Below are 21,229 nucleotides of genomic sequence, written 5' to 3'. Positions count from 1 at the left end.
TACCTATGGGCTCCCACACGCTGGATTCCAGCGGACGCTTGCAACGAAACAGCACAATCAGCCGCCGGGCGTGGCTGCGGTGGCTGCCCGCCGTCGCTGCCCCTGTAGTTATCGCTGCCGGCGCCCTCACCGGGTCCCTCCCGGCAGGCGCCAGCAACCCGCTGCCGGCCAAGACGCCTGCGCAGGTCCTGGAACTGGCGGGAAGCCACCAGGTGCACACATTCTCCGGGACAGTCGAACAGTCCGCTGAACTGGGACTCCCGGAGCTGCCGGCCACCGGGAAGCCGTCCGGTCCTGCTGCCCCCGGCAGCGCCGCCTCCGTGATTGAGCTGCTGTCAGGCAAGCACACCGCCCGCATCTACCTGGACGGCAAGGACAACGCCCGCGTGCAGGTGATGGACCAACTGGCTGAACGGGACGTGGTCCGCCACGGCAGCGACGTCTGGTTCTATTCGTCGAAAGACAACACAGCTGCACATACGACCCTGCCGCAACATGCCCACGACCAGTCGCTACCCCAGGACCCCCAGGGGGCAGGAGGCATGCCGGCGCCGGGCGAACTGGCACAACGGTTCCTGTCCAAAGTTGAGCCGACCACTGCCGTTTCCGTGGGAGCAGACGTTTCCGTGGCTGGACGCGCCGCGTACAACCTGCTGATTGAGCCGCGCACTGATGCAACGCTGGTGGGTAAAGTGGCCATCGCCGTCGACGGTGAAAACGGCCTGCCCCTGTCCGTTGAGGTGACCGCACGCGGAGCGGACAATCCCGCGTTCCGTTCAAGGTTCACCAGCCTTTCCCTGGACGCCCCGGACCAGTCGGTCTTTGCCTTCACCCCGCCGCCGGGCAGCACGGTCAAGGAACTCCCCGTCCCGGAGAAGTCCCACATGCCCGCAGAGGCCCACAGCCCGGGCGCCAGGCACACCGATGCCACCAAGGATGTCTCCGTGACCGGCACCGGCTGGGAGTCCGTGGTGGGCACGGTACGTGGATCCGCCACGGCTGCCGAATCGCTGCTGAAGGATCCGCTGCTGTCCCAGGCCGCCGTCGCCGTACAGGGCGGCCGGCTGCTCTCCACCGCCCTGCTCAACGTCCTGATCACGGACGACGGACGTATTTTCGCGGGAATGGTGCCGCCGGAGAGGCTGCAGGCCGCAGCAGCAGCTGCCCAGTGAATATCGGCCGGACGGGGACCGGCCCGGTGACTGCCGGCCTGGCGATCGAGACCCGCGGCCTCAGCAAGCACTTTGGCCGGCAGGCCGCCGTCGACCACGTGGACCTGGCCGTCCCGCACGGGACTGTGTTCGGCTTCCTGGGGCCCAACGGCTCCGGCAAGACCACCACCATCCGCATGCTGCTCGGCCTGGCAGCCGCGTCGGCCGGGACGGTTAAGCTGCTCGGCCAGGAGATGCCTGACAGGCTCCACGACGTCCTGCCCCGCGTGGGCGCACTCGTGGAAGGCCCCGCCTTCTACCCTTTTCTTTCCGGCGCCGATAACCTCCACCGGCTCGACGCCGCGGGCCCGCACACCGTCCCCGCCACACGCAGGGCGCGGGTGGGGCGGGCGCTGGAGCGTGTGGGACTGGAGCACGCGGCAGGGAAGCGGGTGCACGCGTACTCCCTGGGAATGAAGCAGCGGCTGGGCATCGCCAACGCCTTGCTGTCGCCCAGGGACCTGCTGGTACTGGATGAGCCCACCAACGGGCTGGACCCGCAAGGGACCCGGGAAGTCCGGAACCTGGTGCGTTCCCTGGCGCACGAGGGTACCACCGTTTTTGTGTCCAGCCACCTGCTGGCCGAGGTGGAGCAGATGTGCACCCATGCTGCGGTCATGAGCGCAGGAAAGCTCGTTGCACAGGGTCCCCTGGCTGAGTTGCGGCAGGCCGGACACACCCGGCTGCGGCTGGTGACGCCCGACGGCGGCGCAGCCCGGCAGGTGCTGTCCCGGCTGGGGCTGTCGCCTGAACCTGGAGCATCCGGGCCTGCACTGCCTGGAACCGGGCAACCCGGCCAACCGGAGCCGGGGCAGGGGAGCCCGGACGGTGAGACCATCGTCGCAGCACTGGACGCCGCCGCCCAACCGCCCGAGGTGCTTCCCGAGGATGTCGTGGCGCACCTGGTCCAAGCGGGCGTCCGTGTCCGGGGATTCGCCGTCGAGCGTGAAAGCCTCGAGGAGCGCTTTGTTGCCCTCACGGGGGAAGGATTCGACGTTGCCCAGTAGTGTGCCCGCGGACATTCCGGAAGCCGCCGGAACCGCCCGGCCAGCCGCAGCGCCGCGCAGTTCCGGGGTGTCCCTGCTGGCATCGGAGCTCAAAGTCCTGTTCCGCCGCCGGCGGACCTGGGCACTGCTCCTGGCGCTCGCCGCGATCCCGGTCCTGATTGCCGTTGCCGTGAAGGTTTCGTCCGCGGTCCCGCCCGGGCGTGGTCCCGCCTTTCTTGACCGGATTACCCAGAACGGCCTGTTTGTGGCCTTCACCGCCATGCTGGTTTCCGTTCCGCTGTTCATGCCGCTTGCTGTGGGCGTGGTGGCGGGGGACACGATCGCCGGCGAGGCAAACCTGGGAACCCTCCGGTACCTCCTGGTGGCGCCTGCCGGGCGGGTGCGGCTGCTCCTGGTCAAGTACGCCGGCGCGCTCGCCTTCTGCGTCGTGGCTCCGTTGACCGTTGGCCTTGCGGGTGCGGCCATTGGGGCGGCTCTTTTCCCCGTAGGTCCCGTGACGCTGCTCTCCGGCGGAGTGGTCCAGCCTCTTGAAGCTGCCCTGCGGATAGTGCTGATCGCCGCCTACCTGGCTGTGTCGCTCGCCGGGTTGTCTGCAATCGGTCTGTTCCTGTCCACCCTGACCGTGGTTCCGGTTGGAGCGATGGCCGCCACCGTGGTGGTCTCGGTGGTCTCGCAGGTCCTGGACCAGCTCCCACAGCTGGAGTGGCTGCACCCATGGCTGTTCAGCCACTACTGGCTTGGTTTCGGTGACATGCTGCGCCAGCCGGTGCTGTGGGATTCCTTTGCCAGCAACGCCCTGCTCCAGGCCGGCTACGTGGCAGTGTTCGGCGCTCTCGCCTACGGCCGATTCGTCACCAAGGACATCCTGAGCTGACGACGGCGGCGGGAACCGCAGCGTCCTCCAGTTCAGCCGGGCAGTTCAGCCGTGCAGCCCGGTCGCGTGCAGCTCAGTAGCGGGCCGCATACGGGTAGAGATCCATGCCCACCATGGAGCTGATGGAGGAAACGGTGATGCCTTCCTGCGGGTTGAGCGCCTGCACCACCTGTCCGTTCCCCAGGTAGATGGCCACGTGGTAGAAGTTCGGCGCCGAACCCCAGACGAGCAGGTCGCCGCGGCGGGCCTGCGAAATGGGAACGTGGACCGGGGCCGCGGCGTATTGCTGTGAAGCTGTGCGCGGAAGGTACTTGCCGGCCGCTGCGAAGGCCGTCTGTACCAGCCCGGAGCAGTCAAAGCCGTAGGCTCCCGTGCCGCCCCACTGGTAGAAGTACGGGGCGCCCACCTTTCCCAAAGCCACTGAGATCGCGGCCTCGTGAGTGCCTGAGCCCGTGGAAGGTGCGGGAGCCGGGGCAGGGGCGGGAGCCGGCGCGGGTGCAGGAGCTGGTGCTGGTGCAGGTGCAGGTGCAGGTGCAGGTGGTGCTGGTGCGGGTGCGGGAGCGGCGGGGGCCGGGGCAACCAGAGCTGGTGCCGGTGCCGGAGCGGGTGCTGGCACGCCTGGTGCCGCGGGGGCGGGCGCTGCAGGCGCGGGAGCCGGGGCCTGTCCGCGGCTGTTCTGGCCGGCTGCCTGGTTCTGCACTGCCTGGTTCTGGGCTGCTTTATCCTGGGCAGCGCTATCTTGTGCTGCCCTGTCCTGGGCTGCCTTGTCGGCGGCGGCGGACAAGGCGGCGAGCCGTGCCTCCTCGCGCTGCCGGTCCAGGGCATCCACACGGGCCGATTCGAGCGCCACAGTGGTGTTGCGGAGCTGTGCCAGCTGGTCCACCAGGACGGTCCGCTGCGCTTTCGCGTCCGCCACGGCCTTGGCCTGCGCGGCGTTGGCCTGTTCCGCCTGGGACTTCCGTTGTTCCGCGGTCTTCGCGGCATCGTCTGCGGCTTTGGTGGCATCCTCGGCAGCTGCCGTGAGCGAACGGTATGCGGTAGCCGCGGTGTCCGCAGCTTCGAAGGCCCGGCTGCGGCTGGCCGAGAGCGCTTCGAGCGTTGCAGCCTGTTGGAGGCTTTCGCCGCCGCTGGCAAAGGTTCCCAGGGTGGGGTTCAGGCCGCCGTTGCGGTACAGGTCCCCGGCGAGCTGCCCCACCTGCTTCCGGGTTTTGTCCTGCTGGTCGCGGGCGGACGAGGCCTTGGCAGAGGCAACGGATGCCGCTGCTGTCCTCTGCTGCAGCTCCACCAGCGCCTCGCTGTACGAGTTGTTGGCCTGCATGGCCACCGCGAACGCTGCCTGCTGGGCTGCGGACGCGTCCGCCAGGATGCGCTCGATCGCACTCACCTGGTCCGCCGTCGCGGCCTCGCTGGCTTTCGCCGCAGCGATGTCCTCCGGCGAGGGAATTTCGGGCGACGCCGGAAGGGCCAGCTGAGCGTATGGTGCCGGTACGGCGGCTGCCGGTGTTGCCACGGATGCAAAGAGTACGACGGCGGCGCACAGCACGGCCGTCCTGCGGCCGGATCCGGTTAAAGCCATTTGCAGAGACCTCGCAACGGTAAGGCTGGGAGTGAGGTTCTGGACGCGGCACGACGGTGCCCCTCAGCTGCTCGCCAGCAGTCCGAGGCTACGTGACGTTTTGCACATTAGCAACAGCAGTCACACCAATAACATAAACCACAACAGTGTCGTTAGGGACTGATGCAGTGGGGTGTGTCGTGGTCAGGCGTGCTGGTGCGCCTCATGCTCCGAGTGGCTGGCCGGCTCCAGCTGGAAGGTGCAGTGGTCGGTATCGAAATGGGAGCCCAGGCAGGTGATTAGCTTGTCCAGCAACTGGTCGGCGCCCCGCGCATTAAGGACCCCGTCCTCCACCACAACGTGGGCCGAGAAGACGGGCACACCGGACGTGATGGTCCAGATATGGATGTCATGCACGTCGGTCACCCCGGCCACCGAAAGGATGTGTTCGCGGATCATCTGTACCTCCACTCCTTTCGGACTGGCCTCAAGCAGGACGTCCACCACATCGCGCAGCAGGCTCCATGCCCGCGGCAGGATCATCAGCGCGATCAGGACAGAAGCAATGGTGTCTGCCACCTGGAAGCCGGTCAGCATGATAACTACGGCTGCGATGATGACGGCTACTGAACCAAGGAGGTCACCCAGTACTTCCAGGTAGGCGCCGCGGACGTTCAGGCTTTCCTCCTGTGCCGTGCGCAGGATCACCAGCGACACAAGGTTGGCCACGGCACCGAGGACGGCGGCGAACAGCATGATGTCCGTCTGCACGTCCGGCGGCGCACCGAACCTGCGGATCGCTTCGGTGAAGATGACCACGGAGATCACGATCAGGATCAGCGCATTGGCCAGGGCCGCCAGGACCTCCGCGCGCTGGTAGCCGTACGTCCTTTGGCTGCTCGCGGGGCGGCCTGCGATCCAGGAGGCCAGGAGGGCGATGGTGACACCGGCCGCGTCCGAGAGCATGTGCCCCGCGTCTGCCAGCAGGGAGAGCGATCCGGAGAGCACAGCTCCCGCAATTTGGATGACCACCACGCCAAGGGTGATCCCCAGGACGGCCACAAGGCGTTTCCGGTGCCGCCCGGTGGCGGTGATCCCGTGATTGTGGCTGTGGTCGTGTCCCATGCTTACAAGGCTAGCCCCAGCCCAGCTCATGCAGCCGGTCATCGGAAATGCCGAAGTGGTGGGCGATTTCGTGTACCACGGTGACGGCCACTTCGTGGATGACGTCGTCCCTGGAGTCGCAGATCTCCAGGATGGGTTCGCGGAAAATTGTTATCCGGTCCGGAAGGGAACCGGCATCCCACCAGGAATCACGCTCCGTCAGCGGGACGCCTTCGTACAGTCCCAGCAGCACGGTGTCCGGATCTTCCCCCGGCCCCGGCACATAGTCGTCGTCGATGAAGACGGCCACGTTGTCCATGGCGCGGGCAAGTTTGTCCGGAATGCTGTCCAGGGCATCCCGGACGGCGGCCTCGAACTCGTCCGAGGACATGGTGAACCCGGGCGGCCGGTCCGGGAGTGGCACAGGTGCGGCTGGGTCAGTTGCGGCAGGCCCGCTGGCGGCTGGTTTGTTCCTGACTGGCTCGCTCGGGCCGGAGGGCACAATCGGAAGCCCCGGCGGAAGGCTGGCTGGCATACATCGACTCTAGCGCTGCGGCTGCGGCCGGGCGGGTACCCGTGTCCGGCGCCGGGTGAGCCCCACTCCCACCAGGCACACCAGCCCGCCCACCAGTCCCCAGACGGTGGGGATCTCAGCAAGCAGCAGCCAGGAGATGAGGACCGTGGTGCCCGGGACCAGGTACGTGGTGGCGGCCAGCTTCCCGGCGTCCACCAGCGACAATGCGTACGCCCACGTGGTGAAGGCGATGGCGGTGGGGAACACGCCCAGGTACACCAGCGCCCACGTGGCCTGCGCCGGCGCGGCCTGCACTTCGGACGCCAGTTGCCCGGCGAAGGGCAGGCAGCATAACGCCCCCACCACGATTCCAAACCAGGTTGCCTGCGCCGCCGGAAACTTCCGTACTACCGGCTTCTGGATGATGACGCTGACTGCGGCGAGCACCGCGGCAAGGAGGCAAAGCGCCACCCCGCCCAGGTCCGCCGTCGAACTTTCCCCCGCGGTGCGCGGCTGTCCGGAGCCGAGGGCAATCAGGGCGACCCCGGCGAACGCCACGGTGCTGCCGATGAGCAGCCAGCGCGGAAATCCTTCCTTGAGGAAGATGCCGGCCATGATGGCCACCAGGATCGGGTTCACGTTGATCAGCAGGGCGCTGGTGCCGGCGTCCAGGACGTGCTCGGCGGCGTTCAGGGCCACGTTGTAGCCGCCGAACCACATCACGCCATAGGCAAGGATGGGCAGCCATTCCCGCCCCTTGGGCAGCAGCCGGCTCCTGAGTAGTTGCGGCACCACCACGAAGGCCAGTACGACGGCGGCAACCGCCAGCCTGCCCAGGCTCAGGGAACCAGGGGAGAAGTGAGGGCCGATGGCCCGGATTCCCACGAATGCGGAGGCCCACAGCACCACCGTCACTACCATTGCTGCCACGCCAAGGGCCTTCACAGGGCTGGCTGCGGCTGCGGCGGGCGTAAGCGGTTCATGGGCGGGGCTGGTTGACGGCATGAGACAAATCTACGGCGGGCAGGGACGGCGGGCTGGCGGAAATCGGCCACGTCGCTGCCGTCGGCCAGGATGTGTTCTCTACCTGCTGTGTCCCTTACCAGCCCAGGCAAGCAGTTTTTCCACCGGCCAGGTGGTGATGATCCTTTCGGCCGGCACGTGATTGCGGGCTGCCCGCTCGGCGCCGTACTGGAGGAAATCCAGTTGCCCGGGTGCGTGGGCGTCGCTGTCAATCGAGAACAGGCAGCCTGCCTCCAGTGCCAGCTGGATCAGGGCGTCGGGTGGATCCTGCCGCTCCGGCCGGGAATTGATTTCCACGGCCACGTTGTGCTCCGCGCAGGCGGCAAACACCTCCCTGGCGTCGAATTCCGACGGCGGCCGGGTTCCGCGTGAGCCTTCCACCAGCCGCCCGGTGCAGTGGCCCAGGACATTGGTGTGCGGATCCTGGATGCCGCCGAGCATCCGGCTGGTCATGGTTTTCCTGTCCGCGCGGAGCTTGGAGTGGACGCTGGCCACCACGATGTCCAGGCGGTCCAGCAGTTCCGGTTCCTGGTCCAGCTGGCCGGACTCCAGGATGTCCACTTCGATCCCGGCCAGGAGCCGCATGCCACCGCCGTTGCTGTTGATCGCTGCCACCACATCCAGCTGGTCCAGCAGGCGCTCGGCCGATAGCCCGTTGGCGATGGTGAGGTTGGGGGAGTGGTCGGTCAAGGCCAGGTACTCCCGGCCCAGCACCTCTGCCGCAGCCACCATCAGTTCAATGGGGGAGCCGCCGTCGGACCATTCGCTGTGGCTGTGCAGGTCGCCCCGCAATGCCTCGCGGATGTCCTGCCCATCGGAGGCCAGCGGCTGCGCGCCCTTCTCCCGAAGGTCCGCCAGGTAATCCGGGACCTGCCCGTCCACCGCCTGCCGGATCACTGCATAAGTGCGGTCGCCGATTCCCTTCATGGACTTGAGCCGCCCGGTCCGGGCCCGGCTGGCCACTTCCTCAGGGCCAAGGGAACCAATCGCTGCCGCCGCTTTGCGGAAGGCCTGGACCTTGAAGGTGGCGGCGCGTCCGCGCTCCAGCCAGAAAGCAATCTCATTGAGCGCTGCGACGGCATCCATCCGTCCATCTTTACCTGCGCAGCGGCTAAACGGCGGGGTTTTTCGCCGATTTTGGATAATTCCTGCCGAGGCCCTATAGTTTTAGAGTCCAGTTCGGAGAGATGCAAAGGACAAAGACGGAAAGCCTCGCTTGACGCCTTTTATTTTGTTCCGAACGGGTTCTGGCCCCCATCGTCTAGCGGCCTAGGACACCGCCCTTTCACGGCGGCGGCACGGGTTCGAATCCCGTTGGGGGTACGCAGGGAACTGGTCAAGCAGGCTGAAAAAGTCTGGTAGGCTGGAAGCCTTGAAAAAAGCGGTAGAGATACTGCAAAAGCAAGAAACGCAAGGCCCTGTAGCGCAGTTGGTTAGCGCGCCGCCCTGTCACGGCGGAGGTCGCGGGTTCAAGTCCCGTCAGGGTCGCTCTGATTGTTGGAAGAAATTCCAGCTCTCAAGGTGACTAGTCACCTAGGCTCTGTAGCTCAGTTGGTAGAGCGTTCGACTGAAAATCGAAAGGTCACCGGATCGACGCCGGTCGGAGCCACCACTGGGAAGCATCAGTTCTTCGGAACTGGTGCTTTTCTGCTTTAAGCCGTACTTCAGCCGCTGAACCCGCATAGGCCCACATTGTCGCCCCTTGGCGGGAATCCCATGACGTCCCCTCTGTCATATTCCCGGATCATGCATCTACCTTCGCCCGGTGACTCGGGCCGGCGCTGCAATGACGCTGCTGCATCATGACGCGGATATTCCCTCCCGACGCAATTGCTCACGGGCGACACCCATAAAAGCGCTGCGCCCATGAACGCGCGTAGCGACCACGCTTTTGCGTGTCGACTACACGTTCCAGAGCCGGACGAACGGTCGATTGGCGCCGCTCCGGCAGCATGATCGCGGTCCTCCTGCACCATCAGCAGGGTGACGACGGCAACACCCTGGAACCGCGTGGGGAAAAATTTTGGTCCGGGAATGAAACATTTGGTTATTGCCAAACCGATGTGGCACGCGCGCGCGTTGGCTTGCGTAAGCGCTTGCATCCTACTCGGCGGTAGCCGTTTTTTGCTCCCGAAACAGGGTTTGAACTCCTTCCGGCGCTCCCTTTAGCGTGGAGCCCGGCGAAGGGAAAGCATGCTTTCCCTCGCCGCCAGGGCCTTACCAAGGCCCTGATTCCCCCCCCAAACACAACGGCGTCCCCGATGACGCCTGCGGTGTTGCCGGGGCGCGGTTGTCTTCGGGGGCATGGGCATACGCCCGTCTTCCACGAACAGTTACAACTCCGCGAGAAGAGCAAGACATGCACAAGCACCCCCAACACCGGCTGCTGCGGTTGCGCCCTGCCGCCGCAGCGCTGGCCGCAGCCTTTGTGGCCTCGGCCTTCCTGGCCGTCCCCGCGGCGCAGGCCAACGAGCCTTCCGACCCGCCTGCCGTTGAGCAGATGCCGGCCCCCACCCCAGGCTTCCCCCTGCCCACGCAACACACCCAGCAGGCTTTCGACCCGGCGTCGGACTTCACCTCCAAGTGGACACGCGCTGACGCCAAGCAGGTCATGGCGCAGAGTGACTCCTCGGTCTCCCCGGGCACGAACTCCATGAGCCCGGACGTCACCATGCCGGAAATCCCCGAGGATTTCCCCACAATGAATGACGACGTCTGGGTCTGGGACACCTGGTCCTTGACCGATGAGAACGCCAACCAGATCAGCTACAAGGGCTGGGACGTCATCTTCTCCCTGGTGGCTGACCGCCACGCCGGGTACGGCTTCGACCAGCGCCACTGGAACGCCAGAATCGGCTACTTCTTCCGGAAAACCAACGCGGATCCGGCCAAGGACAAGTGGAACTACGGCGGCCACCTGTTCCTGGACAACACCTCCATCGGCAACACCGAATGGTCCGGCTCCACCCGCCTGATGCAGGGCGACCACGTGAACGTGTTCTACACGGCCACCACCTTCTATGATGTGGCCGAGCGGAACGCCGGCGGCGGCGGGATCGCTCCGGACGCAGCCATCGCCAAGGCGCTGGGAAACATCCACGCGGACAAGAACGGCGTCACCTTCGACGGGTTCCAGCACACCAAGCTGCTGGAACCGGATGGCAAGATGTACCAGACCAAGGCGCAGAACCCGGGCTTCGCGTTCCGCGACCCCTACACCTTCGCCGACCCGGCCCACCCCGGAAAGACCTACATGGTGTTCGAAGGCAACACCGGCGGCAACCGCGGCGAGTACCAGTGCAAGGGTGAGGACCTCGGCTACCAGCCGGGAGACGCCAACGCAGAGACCGTCAACGACGTCCAGAGCAGTGGCGCCTACTACCAGACCGCGAACGTGGGCCTGGCCGTGGCGGACAACAAGGACCTCACCAAATGGTCCTTCCTGCCGCCCATCCTGTCCGCCAACTGCGTGAACGACCAGACCGAGCGTCCGCAGATCTTCATCCAGAATGAGGGCGGCAAGAACAAGTACTACCTGTTCACCATCAGCCACCAGTTCACCTACGCGGCCGGCATGCGCGGGCCCGACGGCGTCTACGGCTTCGTGGGCGACGGCGTCCGCTCGGACTACCAGCCCATGAACAACAGCGGGCTGGCCCTCGGTTCCCCGACGGACCTCAACCTTCCGGCCAACGCCCCGGAAAGCCCCTCCGCCAAGCAGAACGGCCGGCAGTTCCAGGCTTATTCGCACTACGTCCAGCCCGGTGGCCTGGTGCAGTCCTTCATCGACAACGTCAACGGCGTCCGCGGCGGATCCCTGTCGCCGACGGTAAAGATCAATTTCCGCAATGGCGTATCCCAGGTTGACAGGAGCTTTGGCCGGAACGGACTGGGACCCTTCGGCTACCTGCCCACCAACGTCAGGGTTGGCGGCGCGGGCCTCTACAAGTAGGCCGCACCACCGCCGCTTCACGTGGCACCGGAACCGGGCGGGGAGTCCTTTGGGCTCCCCGCCCGGTTCCTTTTAACCAGGCGCCACACCAATCGTTTTGAGGACGGGCCGCAGGGTTTCCACCGCATGTGTCACAGCCTGGGGATAGGGTGGAAACAACAGAAGGGGGAGTGCCTGATGGAATACCAGAACCCACAACCCGTGGTGCCTAAGCGTCCTGCCACAAGTCCGGCTCCGGGTCCGGGCCGGACGGTGATTTCCGAGACTGCCGTGGCAAAGGTGGCAGGAATCGCCGCGCGGGCGGTTCCCGGCGTCTACTCCCTTGGTTCGGGCCCGTCCCGTGCCTTGGGCGCCATCCGCGATGCCGTCGGAAGTTCCGAACATGCAGCGGGCGTCCACGCCGAAGTGGGCGAAACGCAGGTAGCCGTTGATATCACCTTGGTGGCAAGTTACGGGACCCCACTCCATGCACTGGCCAATGACGTCCGCGCGGCCGTTTACCGGGCGGTTGAGGAACTGGTGGGGCTGCAGGTCATCGAGGTTAACGTCGAGATCACGGACGTCTACGTGCCGCCGCCGGTCAAGACAACCGCGCCGGCTGCCCCCGAGCGGGAGGCACTCCTGTGAACCTCACCGTGGCGGGAACGGCAATGGGCGCCTTCGTGGCATTCATGTCCCTGCAGTTCGGCCTTTGGGGCTTCCTTGTCTCCCTGCTCTTCATGGCCATCGGAGCGCTCCTGGGCCGTGCCGCCGAAGGGAAGCTGGATCTGCGCGGCGTGTTCGAGGCCATCACCGGCCGGCGCTCGTCCTCATGAGCTCGCCCGCGCCCGTTGTGCGTGGGCAGGCGCTCAGCGGCCATAACCGAATCAGCACCCAGGCCCTGACAAGCCTCGCCAAGGCGGCTGCGGCCGAGGCGCTGGGCGTCGATGCCCAGGACGTGCGGGCGGACTGGACGGACGACGACGGCCTGCTGGCTTTGTCCCTTGTCGCGCCCGTCAGCGTCCCGCCTCTGCAGTCCGTCCTACCGGACCCTGCAAGAGTGGCCGGGTTCGGCGGGTCCATCTGGGAGCGCACCGTCAGGGCCAAAGCCAGCATCCTGGCCACAGTCTCGGAATTGAGCGGTTCCCGGCTGAGCCGGGTGGACATCCGCATCAGCGGGGCAAGGATCAGCACAGGAGGGCGGGTGCGGTGAGCAGCAAGGTGGAAGACCGCCGGGCGAACAGTGGATCGCGGAGAAGCAACGGACCTGACATGCGCAGGATCGTGTACCGCGAAACCCATTCCCCGCGGGCGGTGGTGTCGGTTGTTGCCGCCGTCCTTGTCCTGGTGCTGGCCGCGTATGGTGTCCTCGAATCGGGGGTTCACGCCGTGGGGCAGCCGGCGTGGCTGATTGAGCCCCAGGTGGCGGCACAGCGCATCGTGGATCTCCCAGCCGGAACGCCACCGCTGCTGCTTGCCGCGATCGGAGCCGTGCTCGCCATGGTTGGTCTGATCTTCCTCCTCAACGGGATCCTCCCGGGAAAGCGCGCCCGCCATCTGCTGGCCGGTACACGGGAGGAGGGGCTTCCGGCCGTAGTAGTGGACGACGAGGTCATCGCATCCTCGATCGCCCGCCGCGCCCGGCTCGCTGCCAACGTAACTCCCGAACAGGTCATGGTGGTTGTCTCCCAGCGGCAGGTGCTGGTGAACGTGCGGCCCACCTCCGGTGTCCCCGTAGACCAGGACAGGGTGCTTGAAGCCGTCCGCGACGAACTGGACCAGATGCTGCTGGAACCGGCACCTGTTCCCCGCGTCAACGTCACCCCGTCAGGGGTGATCGGGGCATGAACAGCACCCCGGCACTGCTCAACCGCATCCTGCTCACTGTGCTGGGCCTCTTCCTGCTGGGGGCAGGCGTCCTGCTGGTGCTGCTGGCAACCGTTACTCCCGTTGGTTCCTGGTGGCACACCTGGTCCGCCGGGGTATGGGACGGCATCAACCGGCTCTTCGACTCCACCCGGTTCCCCGGCCGGCCGGAAAGCTGGTTGTGGATCGTGGCTGCGCTGGCGTTGCTGGCACTGATGGGGCTCATGGTTGCCTGGATCGCGCAGCAAGGCAAGGGCAAGTCAAACCTTCTGGCCGCCGAATACGATCCCGGGGACACTCCCGGTGACATCCGGATTGGCGGCGGGGTAGCGGAACAAGCGCTCAGGCAGGCCCTCGAGGGGCGGCCCGACCTTGCCGGTTCCAGCGTCGCAACCTATGACGTCAAAGGCTCGCCGGCGTTGAAGGTGCGTCTCCAGCCGCGCCAGGGCGTGGCGCCGCATCTGCTTGCAGCGGAGGTCTCCGGGCTCCTGGATGCCCTGCAGTCTGTTGTGGGCAAGGAAATACCCGTCCTCATCCACATCGGGGCCGGGGCGCGGACGCGGTTCAGCCGGGCTGAGCGCGTCCGCTGACCTGCTAATCCTGCTGCAGGTACACAGTGCAGTCCACGGGAACCTCCCGCATGCCGGCCCAGTCTTCAGCCGGTTCGGGGCCGCTGGACAGCACCACGGCGTAGCCGTCGGGTACGGGGGCCGAGGCGAAGCCCATGTTGGACAGCACCACCACATCCCCGTTCCGGAACGCCAGCAGCCCGGCGTCCGGCGCGTGCTCGCCGGTCCACTCCACGCTGCCGCTGCCCAGGTGCCGGGATGACCTGAATGCCAGGGCGGCCCGGTAAAGCTCCAGCGTGGAGCCATCCTCGCCGTCCTGCCGGTCGGCGGCCAAAGGCCCGAAACTTTCCGGCTGGGGGAGCCACGGCCCGGGCGCCTCTCCCGATAGTGCTCCGGAAAAACCGAAACCGGGTTCGTCCCCTGCCCACGGCAGCGGGACGCGGCAGCCGTCACGGCCGATCTCGGCACCGTTTGTCCGGAAGAATGTTGGGTCCTGCCTGGCCTCGTCGGGAAGGGCGGTGTGCTCCGGAAGACCCAACTCCTCGCCCTGGTAAAGGTAGGCCGAGCCCGGAAGCGCCAGCGCAACCAGTGTGGCGGCGCGGGCCCGGGCAAGGCCCAGGGCTGCGTCGGGCTGTTCGTCTCCGGCGCCAATGCCTTTCGGGAAAGTAGTGGGATCCGTGAGCCCAAACCGGGTGCTGTGCCGCACCGTGTCGTGGTTGCTGAGCACCCAGGTGCACGGAGCCCCCACGGATGCTGCCGCTGCCAGGGATGCGTCAATGGCGTCAGCCATACGCTCGGCGTCCCAGCCGGCCAGCAGGAAATCGAAGTTGAAGGCCTGCTGCATCTCATCGGGACGGACGTACCGTGCCAGGCGCTCTGCCGGTTCCACCCAGGCCTCGGCCACCATCATCCGGTTCCCGCCGTATTCGGCCAGGACGCGGTTCCAGTCCCGGTAGATGTCATGAACTCCGTCCTGGTCAAAAAATGGCGACGGCGGATACATCGGGGAGACCGCCCTGTGCGGTTCCTCAGCATCCGTGTGGGCATGGGGAGCGTCACCGGGCAGGTGGCTCTCGCGGCGCGGAGCGGAGGTTCCCTCCACCATCGCAGCCACGCCTTCCCAATCCGGAAGTCCCGCTTCTTTCACCAGGCCGTGGGCAACATCCACACGGAACCCATCGGCGCCGCGGTCCAGCCAGAAGCGCAGGACCGACCGCATTTCCTCCTGTACTTCCAGGTTTTCCCAGTTCAGGTCCGGCTGCTTGGTGTCGAAAAGGTGGAGGTACCACTGGCCGGGGGACCCGTCCGCCTCGGCCACCCGGCTCCAGGCCGGCCCGCCGAACACGGATTTCCAGTTGTTGGGCGCCCGCCTGCCGTCCCCGGACCCCGGTTCCTCGTCCTTGCCCTCCCGGAAGATGTACCGGTCCCGTTCAGGGCTTCCCGGAGCTGCCGCCAGGGCGTCCCGGAACCACACATGCTCGTCCGAGGTGTGGTTGGGAACCAGGTCCACAATGACCTTCAGGCCGCGGCGATGAGCTTCCTGCAACATGGCGTCGTAGTCCGCCAGTGAGCCGAAGAGCGGGTCCACCTGCCGGTAGTCCGCCACGTCGTAACCCCCGTCTGCCTGCGGGGACTTGTAGAACGGTGAGAGCCAGATGGCGTCCACTCCCAGTTTTTCAAGATAGGGAAGCCGTTGGGTAACGCCGCGCAGATCGCCCATTCCATCGCCGTTGCCGTCGGCAAAGGACCGGGGATAGATCTGGTAGACGACGGCGTCGGCCCACCAGGCGGAGGGCATTCTGGGAGGGGTCGGAACGGACGGGTCGGACATTTGGTTCCCCTCTGATAACTTTTTGATGTAAACGCTTGCATTACCGACAGCAACCTTACTAGTGTGATGGTCACCACATCAACCTCACCTAGCAAGCGCACTGTCGACTTACTTGTCACTCAGCGAGGAGCTTCAAGCTAATGAAAACCCCGAGATTCCTGCTTCCGGCTGCCACTGCCGGCATTCTGGCCCTGACCCTGTCCGCCTGCGGCGGAGGTGGAGGCGGCACCACAGGTGGAGGCGGAGGCAGCGACGCCGAGGCAAACCTCGATGGCCGCGGACCCATCACCTATGTCCAGGGCAAGGACAACAACAATGTTGTGCGCCCCTTCATTGAGAAGTGGAACGCGGCGCACCCCGATGAGAAGGTCACGTTCAAAGAGCAGACCGACCAGGCGGACCAGCAGCACGACGACCTTGTCCAGCACTTCCAGGCGAAGCAGTCCGACTATGACGTGGTCAGCGTAGACGTCATTTGGACCGCGGAGTTTGCCGCCAAGGGCTGGTTGCAGCCGCTGAAGGACAAGATGGCAATAGACACTTCCAAGATGCTTAAGGCACCGGTGGAAGCAGCGTCCTATAAGGGCACGCTCTACGCCGCGCCCAAGGATTCCGACGGCGGCATCCTCTTCTACCGCAAGGACCTGGTCCCCAACCCGCCCAAAACGTGGGACGAGATGATGGGCATGTGCTCCATCGCCAAGGAAAACAACATCGGCTGCTACGCCGGCCAGTACAGCAAGTATGAAGGCCTCACCGTCAATGCTGCCGAAGCCATTAACTCCGCTGGTGGTTCCGTCCTGAACAAGGACGGCAAGCCGAACCTGAACACACCGGAAGCCAAGGCCGGCCTGGAAAACCTGGCCAAGGCCTATGCCGACGGCAACATCCCGAAGGAAGCCATCACTTACAAGGAAGAGGACAGCCGGCAGGCCTTCCAGAGTGGCAAGCTCCTGTTCCTGCGCAACTGGCCCTACGTCTACAGCCTGATGAGCACTGAGGGTTCCTCTGCCGTCAAGGACAAGTTCGGCATGGCGCCCCTCCCGGGTAAGGACGGCCCCGGTGCTTCCGCCCTTGGTGGGCATAACGCAGCCATCAATGTGTATTCCAAGAACAAGGCCACGGCACTGGACTTCATCAAGTTCATCGAGACCGAGGAAAATCAGAAGTTCTTTGCGAACCAGGCCTCGCTGGCTCCGATCCTGACGTCAGTGTACGAAGACAAGGAACTCGTGGCCAAGCTGCCTTATCTGTCTGTTCTCCAGACCTCGATCCAGAACGCGGTTCCGCGCCCGGTAACGCCGTTCTACCCCGCTGTCACCAAGGCAATCCAAGAGAACGCCTACGCAGCCCTGAAGGGCGAGAAGCCGGTCGATACGGCCTTGTCTGACATGCAGAAGTCCATCGAATCCGCTGGCGCAGGATCGTAGGTCAGACCATGTCGACCGAGCTAAACCCGACGCCGGTGAAGTCGCCGGCGTCGGGCGGTACCCCCGTCCATCACGCGCCGAAGGGCGTAGGGGAGGACAACCGAATTGCAACCCAGGGGCGCTGGGCATCCTGGCTGCTCGCGCCCACCATCATCGCCCTGGGCGTGGTGATCGTTTACCCCATCATCAGCGCCATCATCATGTCCTTCGGAAAGGACGCCGGCCTGGACCCCGCCACCGGCCTCTTCACCGAGGGCGGCTCCGCGGGCATCCAGAACTACGTGAACTGGCTGGCGCAGCAGTGCTCGGCGCCGGGCGGCGGAACCGTAGCCTGCCCGCCGGGCACCCTGGGCGGCCAGTTCTGGTCCGCTACCGCCACCACGTTCTTCTTCACCATCGTGACGGTAACCCTGGAGACCGTCCTGGGCTTCTGGATGGCCATGATCATGGCCCGCACATTCCGCGGCCGCAGCCTGGTCCGTGCCGCCGTGCTGGTGCCCTGGGCCATCCCCACGGCCGTGACGGCCAAGCTGTGGTTCTTCATCTTCGCCTTCGAAGGCATTGCCAACAAGCTGTTCAACACCACCATCCTGTGGACGGGCAGTGAGTGGCCGGCCAAGTGGGCCGTGATCATCGCGGACGTCTGGAAGACCACGCCGTTCATGGCGCTGCTGATCCTGGCCGGCCTGCAGATGATCCCGGCGGACGTTTACGAAGCGGCGAAGGTGGACGGCACCACTGCCTGGCAGCGGTTCCGCCTGATCACCCTGCCGCTGGTCAAGCCGGCCCTGATGGTGGCTATCCTTTTCCGCACCTTGGATGCACTGCGCATGTTCGACCTGCCATACATCCTGACCGGCGGTGCTAATAACACCACCACGTTGTCGATCCTGGTGATCAACCAGATCAGGCAAGGCTTCAACTCGGCGGCCGCACTGTCCACCATCACCTTCATCATCATCTTCCTTGTCGCCTTCATCTTTGTCCGCTTCCTTGGGGCAAATGTCGTTGAACAGAGCGGCGCCACCGGAAAGGGGAAGAAATGACAACGGCAACAGCTGACGCCTCCTCCGCGCTTCGTGCCCGGCAGGACAAGGGCCGCAAGGCTGCACAGAACCGCGAGAAGTGGGCGCAGGGGCGGACCTACATCAGCGCAGCGATCGTCCTGATCTGGTGCCTTGCGCCGGCGTACTGGATGGTGGTGACCGCGTTCCGGGAGGTCGGCTTCACGTATGACACGTCGATCCTGCCGACCCACGTAACCCTGGACAACTTCAGGACAGCCTTTGATACGTCCTTCGGCAACAGGTTCGGGCAGGCGCTGCTGAACAGTGTGTTCATCGGCGGGGTGGTCACAGCTATCTCGCTGCTGATCGGGGTGTTCGCGGCCTACGCTCTGGCCAGGCTGAATTTCAGGGGCAAGTTCCTGGTGCTCGGCTTCATCCTGGGAGCCTCCATGTTCCCCGGCGTTGCCCTGATCACCCCGCTCTTCCAGCTGTTCACCAACATCGGCTGGATGGGTTCCTACCAGGCGCTGATCATCCCGAACATCTCTTTCGTGCTTCCGCTGACGGTCTACACCATGACCTCGTTCTTCCGGGAAATGCCGTGGGAGCTTGAGGAGTCCGCGCGCGTTGACGGCTGCACGCAGGGGCAGGCCTTCCGCAAGGTCATCATGCCCCTGGCAGCACCGGCTATCTTCACCACGGCGATCCTGGCATTCATTTCCTCGTGGAATGAGTTCCTGATCGCCAGCCAGCTGTCCAGCGACGCAACCCAGCCGGTGACGGTGGCCATCGCCAACTTCGCCGGTGCGCAGCCCAACCAGATCCCGTACACGGCCATCATGGCCGCAGGCACCATCGTCACCATCCCGCTGGTGATCCTGGTGCTCGTCTTCCAGCGCAAGATTGTGGCCGGCCTTACGGCTGGTGCAGTCAAGTGACGAACAACGGTTCCCGCCCCCGTACCCCGGGGGCGGGAAACCGCAGCCGGCTGGTCCGCTCGGGCGAGGACTTCGACATCATCATCGGATTCCTCGCATTTTGGGCACTGGTCCTCCTGGTGGTCACCGTATGGATGGAAGTCACGGCCCAACCGGCCCTTGGCTGGGCCCTGGGCCTGCTGGCCACACTGCTGGCGCTGTACGGAATGGTCCGCCTGCGCCGAAAGCTTCCGGCCCGCAGGTAGGAGCGCGGATGGCGGCGGCTCTGCCGCTGTCATCCCTGCCCGTATCAACACTGCCCCGCCGCGGGATGGAAAAATACATGGCCGGGTGTAGACGCAGGGCTATTCGGCCCTACGCCGAAAAGGAGTTAAAGAGGGGACACGGTGGCACGGACAACGGAAAGGTCCCAGCGGGGCGGCCATAACGGGGTCAGCATCGAGGACGTGGCGGCAGCCGCCGGAGTCTCAACCGCCACTGTCTCCCGTGCGGTGCGTGGGTTACCCCGCGTTTCGCCGGCCACCCGGGAAAAGATCCTGGAAGTGGCGGGGAACCTGGGCTATGTGGCATCTTCCTCCGCCTCCGGCCTGGCCACGGGCCGGACCAAGACGATCGGCGTCCTGGCTCCGTTCGTCAGCCGCTGGTTCTTCTCGAAAGCCATTGAGGGCGCCGACCGCGAGCTGCATGTCCGGCACTACAACCTCTCACTCTTCAACCTCGGCGGCCACGGCAGCAACCGTGAGCGGCTCTTCAGCAAGACCATGGTCTACAAGCAGATCGACGCCCTGCTGGTCTTATGTATGGCGCTTAGTCACGACGAGATCGAACACCTGCAAAAGATCGACATTCCGCTGGTAGTGGTGGGCGGCCACGTGGAGGAGTGCCCCTACATCGGCATTGACGACTACGCTGCCGCTTCCACAGCGGTCCGGCACTTGATCGACCTGGGCCACCGGGACATCGCCCTGCTGCACGGCGACGACGAAACCGACTTGAACTTCGACGTCCCCCGGGTGCGCATCCTGGCATTCAAGGACGTGATGGCGGCTGCTGGCCTGCCCACCCGGCCGGAATGGGACGAATGGGGAGACTTTACGGTCCGCAGCGGCCAGGAGGCCTTCCGTCGCCTGTGGGCTCGACCCGGGCAGAAACCCACGGCAATCTTTTGCGCCTCGGACGAGATGGCCATGGGAGTCATCTTCGAGGCGAACCGGGTCGGCGTCAGTGTTCCAGGCGAACTGTCCATCGTGGGCATCGACAACCACGATTTCGCCGAACCCATGGGGCTGACCACCGTTGGGCAGCGGCCTGACGTGCAGGCCGAGCTGGCCACCAAGATGCTCCTCGACGAACTGGACGGCGAACTCGGAGCTGTCCGGTCCGCCGTCGCACCGCATGAGCTCATCATCCGGCGCACCACGGCCCCGCCCAGGAACTGAATCCCGGAAACTGAGGACGGGTCAGGACGCGCGGGCCAGCTGCCGGATGGGAATCCAGCGCGAGGCGAGGCGGCGGTAGGCCGCCGCGGCCCCCGTCATGTCACCCTCCGCCAGGCACTCGATGCCCAGCCTGATATCCATGGGGGATTCGTCCGGGTACACCTTGTCCGCCACGGCACCATAGTCCAGCTCCACCATGGAGTTCACGTGGAACAGCTCAAGCCATTCCGTCAGCTGCGCCAGGTCATCAAGCATGTCAAGGTCCGGGGCGGCGAGTGCCAGGTTGGCCACCGCGTAGCGGGCGCGCTCCAAGGCCTCGGTGATGGGTGCCCAGACCCGCACGGTGAGGATGCGCCCCGCGGCTTCCACCACGTCCTTGCGGTCCGATTCCATGAACAACGAGAACCAGCTGAACGGGATTCCCCAAGTGGACGCCCGCGTGTGCACCCGGATGGATCCGTCCCGGGCCTTCACAAGGTCGATCCGCTCCTGGTGCCGGTCACGCTGCTCCTCCGGGATCAGCAGCTCGGCCAGCGGGCCGTGGATTCCCTCCATCAGGGCGTTGGCCGCCAGCCCGGCGCGCAGGACCATCTGGCTGGGGCAATACAGGAGGACGGGCCCGGCGTCTGCGTCAGCACCGTCGTCGGACGTTCCGCCCTCCGGCGCCGGCGCGGTGGTGACGCGCACAAGGTCCGTGCGCCCGGTGGGGAAGGGGTCTCCGCCGGAGCGCGTGATGCGCCCCAGCGAGGCCAGCAGTTCAGCGTTTTCGACGGCGGCACGCGAGACCGCCTGCGCCCCCGCCGCCTGGATGGCCGCGCGTTGTTCCTCCGGAAAGGCTTCGAGGGGTTCGTAGACGCGCAGGGTGGAGGAAAAAGGCAGGCCGGCCTGGCCCCGGTAGAGGCTTCCCGTCATTACGGTCTCCTTGAATGG

21 protein-coding genes and 3 tRNA genes are annotated in these 21,229 nt (G+C 65.6%); 17 read left to right on the top strand and 7 right to left on the bottom strand.

Annotated elements, in window-relative coordinates; all coding sequences use genetic code 11:
* The first annotated feature begins 5 nt into the window (after window positions 1-5).
* The 3 genes from QFZ57_RS02400 to QFZ57_RS02390 are packed head-to-tail and all read left to right on the top strand — an operon-like array spanning window position 6 to window position 3,092.
* Entirely contained in the window at window positions 6-1,172 is a 1,167-nt protein-coding gene (locus QFZ57_RS02400) for a LolA family protein (RefSeq protein ID WP_306897664.1), read from the top strand.
* A complete protein-coding gene (locus QFZ57_RS02395) occupies window positions 1,169-2,218 on the top strand; it encodes an ABC transporter ATP-binding protein (protein WP_306628875.1) in 1,050 nt (349 codons plus the stop codon). Before QFZ57_RS02400 ends, QFZ57_RS02395 begins: the two co-directional genes overlap by 4 nt.
* Window positions 2,208-3,092, top strand: a complete 885-nt coding sequence (locus QFZ57_RS02390) for an ABC transporter permease (RefSeq protein WP_373461169.1) — start codon at window positions 2,208-2,210, stop codon at window positions 3,090-3,092. The genes QFZ57_RS02395 and QFZ57_RS02390 overlap by 11 nt, the downstream gene beginning before the upstream one ends.
* Window positions 3,093-3,165: 73 nt before the next feature.
* Here the strand turns inward: QFZ57_RS02390 and QFZ57_RS02385 are convergent, their stop codons facing one another.
* The 5 genes from QFZ57_RS02385 to QFZ57_RS02365 all read right to left on the bottom strand — a co-directional run bounded on the left by QFZ57_RS02385 (window position 3,166) and on the right by QFZ57_RS02365 (window position 8,374).
* Window positions 3,166-4,668 carry a C40 family peptidase gene (locus QFZ57_RS02385; RefSeq protein WP_306897662.1) on the bottom strand — a complete coding sequence of 501 codons (1,503 nt, stop codon included), beginning with the start codon at window positions 4,666-4,668 and terminating at the stop codon, window positions 3,166-3,168.
* 183 nt (window positions 4,669-4,851) lie between these two features.
* Window positions 4,852-5,772, bottom strand: a complete 921-nt coding sequence (locus QFZ57_RS02380; protein WP_306628873.1) for a cation diffusion facilitator family transporter — start codon at window positions 5,770-5,772, stop codon at window positions 4,852-4,854.
* A gap of 10 nt (window positions 5,773-5,782) precedes the next feature.
* On the bottom strand, window positions 5,783-6,142 hold the full coding sequence (locus tag QFZ57_RS02375; RefSeq protein ID WP_373461291.1) for a metallopeptidase family protein: 360 nt from the start codon (window positions 6,140-6,142) through the stop codon (window positions 5,783-5,785).
* Between the two features lie 153 nt (window positions 6,143-6,295).
* Window positions 6,296-7,270, bottom strand: a complete 975-nt coding sequence (locus QFZ57_RS02370) for a DMT family transporter (RefSeq protein ID WP_306897659.1) — start codon at window positions 7,268-7,270, stop codon at window positions 6,296-6,298.
* Between the two features lie 78 nt (window positions 7,271-7,348).
* Window positions 7,349-8,374 (bottom strand): PHP domain-containing protein, encoded by a 1,026-nt coding sequence (locus QFZ57_RS02365; protein ID WP_306628870.1) that lies wholly within the window; start codon window positions 8,372-8,374, stop codon window positions 7,349-7,351.
* A gap of 164 nt (window positions 8,375-8,538) precedes the next feature.
* On the opposite strand from QFZ57_RS02365, the gene QFZ57_RS02360 reads away from it, so the two are divergent.
* The 9 genes from QFZ57_RS02360 to QFZ57_RS02320 all read left to right on the top strand — a co-directional run bounded on the left by QFZ57_RS02360 (window position 8,539) and on the right by QFZ57_RS02320 (window position 13,675).
* A tRNA-Glu gene (locus tag QFZ57_RS02360) sits at window positions 8,539-8,611 on the top strand.
* 91 nt (window positions 8,612-8,702) lie between these two features.
* Window positions 8,703-8,776: transfer RNA gene (locus QFZ57_RS02355), tRNA-Asp, on the top strand.
* Between the two features lie 48 nt (window positions 8,777-8,824).
* Window positions 8,825-8,900, top strand: a tRNA-Phe gene (locus QFZ57_RS02350).
* Window positions 8,901-9,647: 747 nt separating this feature from the next.
* A complete protein-coding gene (locus QFZ57_RS02345) occupies window positions 9,648-11,240 on the top strand; it encodes a glycoside hydrolase family 68 protein (protein ID WP_306628869.1) in 1,593 nt (530 codons plus the stop codon).
* A gap of 177 nt (window positions 11,241-11,417) precedes the next feature.
* Window positions 11,418-11,867 (top strand): Asp23/Gls24 family envelope stress response protein, encoded by a 450-nt coding sequence (locus QFZ57_RS02340; protein ID WP_306628868.1) that lies wholly within the window; start codon window positions 11,418-11,420, stop codon window positions 11,865-11,867.
* Window positions 11,864-12,055, top strand: a complete 192-nt coding sequence (locus tag QFZ57_RS02335) for a hypothetical protein (RefSeq protein ID WP_306628867.1) — start codon at window positions 11,864-11,866, stop codon at window positions 12,053-12,055. Before QFZ57_RS02340 ends, QFZ57_RS02335 begins: the two co-directional genes overlap by 4 nt.
* The gene (locus QFZ57_RS02330; protein WP_306897655.1) at window positions 12,052-12,432 is read left to right on the top strand and encodes a hypothetical protein; all 381 of its coding nucleotides are present in this window, start codon (window positions 12,052-12,054) and stop codon (window positions 12,430-12,432) included. The genes QFZ57_RS02335 and QFZ57_RS02330 overlap by 4 nt, the downstream gene beginning before the upstream one ends.
* On the top strand, window positions 12,429-13,067 hold the full coding sequence (locus QFZ57_RS02325) for a hypothetical protein (RefSeq protein WP_306897654.1): 639 nt from the start codon (window positions 12,429-12,431) through the stop codon (window positions 13,065-13,067). Before QFZ57_RS02330 ends, QFZ57_RS02325 begins: the two co-directional genes overlap by 4 nt.
* Entirely contained in the window at window positions 13,064-13,675 is a 612-nt protein-coding gene (locus QFZ57_RS02320; protein ID WP_306897652.1) for a hypothetical protein, read from the top strand. Before QFZ57_RS02325 ends, QFZ57_RS02320 begins: the two co-directional genes overlap by 4 nt.
* Before the next feature lie 4 nt (window positions 13,676-13,679).
* Here the strand turns inward: QFZ57_RS02320 and QFZ57_RS02315 are convergent, their stop codons facing one another.
* Window positions 13,680-15,452: a glycoside hydrolase family 13 protein gene (locus QFZ57_RS02315; protein ID WP_306897650.1), complete on the bottom strand. Its 1,773-nt coding sequence runs from the start codon at window positions 15,450-15,452 to the stop codon at window positions 13,680-13,682.
* Between the two features lie 173 nt (window positions 15,453-15,625).
* Here QFZ57_RS02315 and QFZ57_RS02310 point away from each other — a divergent pair, with 173 nt between their 5' ends.
* From QFZ57_RS02310 to QFZ57_RS02290, 5 genes are all read left to right on the top strand, one after another.
* Entirely contained in the window at window positions 15,626-16,915 is a 1,290-nt protein-coding gene (locus QFZ57_RS02310) for an ABC transporter substrate-binding protein (protein ID WP_306897648.1), read from the top strand.
* An 8-nt stretch (window positions 16,916-16,923) separates the two neighbouring features.
* Window positions 16,924-17,961, top strand: a complete 1,038-nt coding sequence (locus tag QFZ57_RS02305) for a carbohydrate ABC transporter permease (RefSeq protein WP_306628861.1) — start codon at window positions 16,924-16,926, stop codon at window positions 17,959-17,961.
* Window positions 17,958-18,860, top strand: coding sequence for a carbohydrate ABC transporter permease (locus QFZ57_RS02300; RefSeq protein WP_306628860.1), 903 nt, complete (start codon window positions 17,958-17,960; stop codon window positions 18,858-18,860). Before QFZ57_RS02305 ends, QFZ57_RS02300 begins: the two co-directional genes overlap by 4 nt.
* Complete coding sequence (locus tag QFZ57_RS02295; protein WP_306628859.1) at window positions 18,857-19,105, top strand: hypothetical protein; 249 nt, start codon at window positions 18,857-18,859, stop codon at window positions 19,103-19,105. Before QFZ57_RS02300 ends, QFZ57_RS02295 begins: the two co-directional genes overlap by 4 nt.
* A 141-nt stretch (window positions 19,106-19,246) precedes the next feature.
* The gene (locus tag QFZ57_RS02290; protein WP_306897645.1) at window positions 19,247-20,299 is read left to right on the top strand and encodes a LacI family DNA-binding transcriptional regulator; all 1,053 of its coding nucleotides are present in this window, start codon (window positions 19,247-19,249) and stop codon (window positions 20,297-20,299) included.
* Between the two features lie 21 nt (window positions 20,300-20,320).
* Here the strand turns inward: QFZ57_RS02290 and QFZ57_RS02285 are convergent, their stop codons facing one another.
* Window positions 20,321-21,211, bottom strand: a complete 891-nt coding sequence (locus QFZ57_RS02285; protein WP_306628857.1) for a hypothetical protein — start codon at window positions 21,209-21,211, stop codon at window positions 20,321-20,323.
* Window positions 21,212-21,229 lie beyond the last annotated feature (18 nt).

Source organism: Arthrobacter sp. B1I2 (assembly GCF_030816485.1).
Classification (GTDB): Bacteria; Actinomycetota; Actinomycetes; order Actinomycetales; family Micrococcaceae; genus Arthrobacter.
Note: the sequence above shows the minus strand (reverse complement) of the source record. Positions and strands in the feature narration are given on the sequence as shown.